Origin of the sequence: Mesorhizobium sp. M7A.F.Ca.AU.001.01.1.1 (genome assembly GCF_004022735.1) — a bacterium.
GTDB classification, from domain to species: domain Bacteria; phylum Pseudomonadota; class Alphaproteobacteria; order Rhizobiales; family Rhizobiaceae; genus Mesorhizobium; species Mesorhizobium ciceri.
The window spans coordinates 1-3,856 of record NZ_RZPF01000636.1 but is presented as its reverse complement, the minus strand read 5'-3'; the positions used below and the strand labels follow the sequence as shown (position 1 = coordinate 3,856).

Below are 3,856 nucleotides of genomic sequence, written 5' to 3'. Positions count from 1 at the left end.
GTGTGATCCTGGCCGAGGTCACTGTCTACACACCCTTCATCCTGCGGCCGCTGCTCGCCGCCTTTTCGCTGGTCGACCGTGGCCAGATCGAAGCGGCGAGCGTGCTCGGCGCGCGGCCGTTTCGCATCGTTCGCCAGGTGATCCTGCCGGCGGCAATCCCGGCACTCATCGCCGGCGGCAGCCTCTGCCTGTTGTTGACTGTCAACGAATTCGGCATCGTGCTGTTCATCGGCGCCAAGGGCGTCATCACCCTGCCGCTGCTGATCTATGGCAAGGCGATCCAGGAATCGGCCTATCAGGTCGCCTGTATCATCGCCGTCGTCAACATCGCGCTGTCGCTCGGCCTGTTTGGCCTCTACCGTTTCGCCGCCGGCCGGTTGGGAGCCTAGCCCATGCTGGTCTGGTCACGCTCCGGTCGTCTTGTCCTGTGGGTGCTCTTCGCACTGATCTTCGGCGTGCTGTTCCTGGCGCCGCTCGCGGTCATCCTCCTGTCCAGCCTCGCCGACCAGTGGAACGGCGTGCTGCCCAACGGCCTGACGACGGAGCACTACACCGATGTCATTTCCGGTGCCGCCGGCAGAGCGGTCAAGGCCAGCCTGGTCACCGGCTTCCTGGCCAGCGCGCTGGCGCTGGTCAGCGGCACCTGGGCGGCCCTGTCGCTGCGCCTCCAGGGCCATGCCTTGCGGCGGCTGCTCGGCCTTTTGTTCTTCATCCCAAGCGCGGTCCCTTCGGTGTCTGTCGGCCTTGGCCTGCTGGTTGCCTTCAGCCATCCGCCGCTGCTGCTCAACGGCACGATCGCGATCGTCATGATCGCGCATTTCGTGCTGATCTCGGCTTTCACCTTCGGCAATGTCTCGGCTGGACTGGCGCGGCTTTCGCCCGACTTCGAGCAGGTGGCATCGAGCCTCGGCGCTCGCCCGGCCTACCGGCTTTGGCACGTCACACTGCCCTTGCTCGCACCCTATCTGGTTGCCGCCTTCGGTCTCAGTTTCGCGCTGTCGATGGGGGAACTCGGCGCCACCGTCATGGTCTACCCGCCGGGTTGGGTGACGCTGCCGGTCTCGATCTTCAGCCTTACCGATCGCGGCGACATCTTTGCCGGTGCGGCACTGACAATGATCCTGGTCGTGGCGACGCTGGTTCTCTTGCTCGGGCTGGAGCGCATTACCAAGCGCGCTACCGGCTCGTAGGACTTTCCCGAGTCTCAGCCCTGCGCCGGCCTGCGTTCGACGATGTAGATGTGGTCTGCCGCCAGCACCACGTCGCCGCGCTGGTTGATCACCTCGCACCGCTCGATCACCCGTCCTGAACCCGGCCGCTTGGGATCGTCTTCCTTGACCGCGATGGTGGTGCGCGTGCGGATTGTGTCGCCGATGAACACCGGCTTGATGAAGCGCAGCCGGTCGTAGCCGTAGGAAAAGGCGACAGGGTTAACGACGCTCGCGGTCAGCCCGATGCCGACGGAGAACACCAGCGTGCCATGCGCGATGCGCTGGCCGAATGGCGTCGTCTTCATGTACTCGGCGTCCATGTGGTGCGGAAAGAAATCGCCGGTGTGGCCGGCATGGACGATGAAGTCGGTCTCGGTGATGGTGCGGCCGCTTGTTAGGCGCGACGCGCCAATCTCGTAATCCTCGAAATACTTGATCTGTTCCATCAGGGTCTTTCCGCGATCGGCGTCGCCGGTGCCGCGCTCGACTGGTAGGCGGCCTCGACCAGCGCCATCGTGCTCCAGGCATCTTCGACGGGGCTTATCAGCGTATCATCTTCTCCGGTCGCAAAGCGCTGGACATTGGCCATGCGGCCGACGAAGGCATCGGGAAACCACTCGCCGGCCAAGGGCACGGCGATCCAGCCCGTTCCGCCCTTCGGACAGATCTCCAATACATCCGGTTCGCCTGTGGGATAATCGAGGTTGAGACCCAGCTTGAGATAGGCGGCACCCTCTGTGCCGCAGATGCGGAACTCGCAGGCCTGATGCCGGCGACCGAATTTGTGGTCGTGGTTGATCGACAGCGCGCAACGCACGGTGTCGCCATAGTCGAGAATGGCGCTGGTGCGCGTCTGCGCCACCTTATGGTTGGGATGGCCGAGCGTCTTGGCGTGCACGCCTCTGGGGTCGCCGAGCAACTGCCGGATCAGGTCGAGATAGTGGATCGAATGCATGGCGATCTCGACGCGCGGCGCCTTGAGCAGGAATTCCCAAAGCTCCCATGGTGTCGCCAGCGCCAGCCAGGCGTCGAAGTCGACGATCTCGCCGAGCCAGCCCTTGCCGATGGCATCCTTCAGCGCCAGCATCATTGGCGCGAAACGCAATTGGAAGTTCACCGCCGCGTGCAGCCTCCTGGCGCGGCAGATTTCGAGGATCGCGGTCGCCTCGGCAAGATTGCTGCCCATCGGCTTCTGGATCAGCGCCACCGCGCCGTCAGGCAAGGACTTCAGCACATCGGCATGATGCGACGGCGGGGTGGCAAGGTCGAAGATCGCGCCCTCGACAGCAGTCGCTTCTTCGACCGAGCCAAAGGCCGTCACGCCCCATTGGCTGGCCAGCTTTTCAGCCCTGACATGATCAGGATCATAAAGCCCGGCAACCGGAAAGCCGGCCTTCCGGTAGGCTGGGAAATGCGCGTCGCCGACGATCGATCCCGCGCCGAAGGTGACGATCGGCCGGGGTCTTGAGGGTTTTGGCCAGGATTGAACGAGCAAGGCAGGGTCGAAGCCGCCTTCAGTCATGATGGAAGACCTCATCCATCTCGGCCCACCACTCGCCCTCCTTGCGGGTCGCCAGCGGCTCCTGGCAGGGCATGCAGACGGCCCACCATTCCTGCGTCTTCGGGTCGGCCGCCATCTTGGCCATGTCGGCGGCATAGTCGGTGCCGTGGTATTCAAAATAGGAAAACAGCAGGTTCTCCGGCCGCTTCAGGTAGATCGAATAGTTCTTGATGTTGCAGGCCGAGATCATGGTCAGCACGCCGGGCCAGACGGCGGCATGGAGCCGAACATACTCATCGACCTTTTCCGGCTTCAGTCCGAGAATCATCCCCATCCGCTGCATATCAGTCTCCTATTTCGTGATCGCCGTGGTGAATTCGGCGATGCTCATGGCCTTGACCGCGTCCCAGTCCCAATCGATGCCGATGCCCGGTTCGTCGGGCGCCAGCGCCTGGCCATCTTCGATGCGCATGCGCTTGCCGGTCAACTGGTCGAGCTGCGGAATGTACTCGACATATCGGCCGTTCTGAACAGCGCAGGTCAGGCTGACATGCAGTTCCATCAGGAAATGCGGGCAGACCGGAATGTCGAAGGCCTCTGCCGCGTGCGCAATCTTGAGCCAGGGCGTGATGCCGCCGATACGGCCGACATCGACCTGCACGATCGAGCAGGCGCCTTTCTGCATGTACTCGCGAAAATGGCGGAGGGAGTAGAGCGACTCGCCGATGGCGATCGGCGTCGGCGTCGAGTTCGACAACCGCACATGCCCGTCGATGTCGTCGGCCGGCAGCGGTTCCTCGATCCAGGCGAGGTCGAGCTCACGCAGCCTCGCAGCGCGCCGGATCGCTTCGTCGACCGAAAACCCCTGATTGGCGTCGGTCATGATCTCGTAGCCGTCGCCGACCGCCTTGCGCACCGCCGACAGGCGGGCAAGATCCTCCGACCCGTGCGGCCTGCCGATCTTGACTTTCGAGCCGCGAAATCCCTTCGCCTTGGCGGCCAGCGCATCGTCGACCAGCGCCTGCGTCTCGATGTGCAGCCAACCGCCTTCGGTGGTGTAAAGCGGACAACGATCCTTGGCGCCGCCGGCCAGTTTCGACAAAGGGAGGGTTTGCTTCGTGGCCCGAGGATCCCAGAGTGCGGT

Annotated in this window: 6 protein-coding genes; 2 read left to right on the top strand and 4 right to left on the bottom strand. The window is 63.7% G+C overall.

The window, feature by feature from the left end; genetic code table 11:
• Together EN884_RS28800 and EN884_RS28795 are read left to right on the top strand one after the other, a co-directional pair.
• A partial coding sequence (locus EN884_RS28800) for an ABC transporter permease subunit (protein ID WP_128360878.1) occupies nucleotides 1-389 on the top strand: 389 nt, incomplete at its 5' end.
• A 3-nt stretch (nucleotides 390-392) separates the two neighbouring features.
• Nucleotides 393-1,190 (top strand): ABC transporter permease subunit, encoded by a 798-nt coding sequence (locus tag EN884_RS28795; RefSeq protein ID WP_013533032.1) that lies wholly within the window; start codon nucleotides 393-395, stop codon nucleotides 1,188-1,190.
• Between the two features lie 14 nt (nucleotides 1,191-1,204).
• On the opposite strand, the gene EN884_RS28790 is transcribed toward EN884_RS28795, so the two are convergent.
• The 4 genes from EN884_RS28790 to EN884_RS28775 form a co-directional block, all read right to left on the bottom strand.
• Nucleotides 1,205-1,660 (bottom strand): MaoC/PaaZ C-terminal domain-containing protein, encoded by a 456-nt coding sequence (locus EN884_RS28790; protein WP_063167538.1) that lies wholly within the window; start codon nucleotides 1,658-1,660, stop codon nucleotides 1,205-1,207.
• Entirely contained in the window at nucleotides 1,657-2,733 is a 1,077-nt protein-coding gene (locus EN884_RS28785; RefSeq protein WP_063167539.1) for a Gfo/Idh/MocA family oxidoreductase, read from the bottom strand. The genes EN884_RS28790 and EN884_RS28785 overlap by 4 nt, the downstream gene beginning before the upstream one ends.
• Nucleotides 2,726-3,055: an L-rhamnose mutarotase gene (locus EN884_RS28780; protein ID WP_063167540.1), complete on the bottom strand. Its 330-nt coding sequence runs from the start codon at nucleotides 3,053-3,055 to the stop codon at nucleotides 2,726-2,728. Before EN884_RS28780 ends, EN884_RS28785 begins: the two co-directional genes overlap by 8 nt.
• Nucleotides 3,056-3,064: 9 nt before the next feature.
• On the bottom strand, nucleotides 3,065-3,856 hold a 792-nt coding region (locus EN884_RS28775), incomplete at its 5' end, for a mandelate racemase/muconate lactonizing enzyme family protein (RefSeq protein WP_164895205.1).

What these genes read in the sequence shown, in the direction of transcription:
- EN884_RS28785 (WP_063167539.1), bottom strand. Translation starts at nt 2,733, where the DNA reads ATGACTGAAGGCGGCTTCGACCCTGCCTTGCTCGTTCAATCCTGGCCA.
- EN884_RS28780 (WP_063167540.1), bottom strand. Translation starts at nt 3,055, where the DNA reads ATGCAGCGGATGGGGATGATTCTCGGACTGAAGCCGGAAAAGGTCGAT.
- EN884_RS28795 (WP_013533032.1), top strand. Translation starts at nt 393, where the DNA reads ATGCTGGTCTGGTCACGCTCCGGTCGTCTTGTCCTGTGGGTGCTCTTC.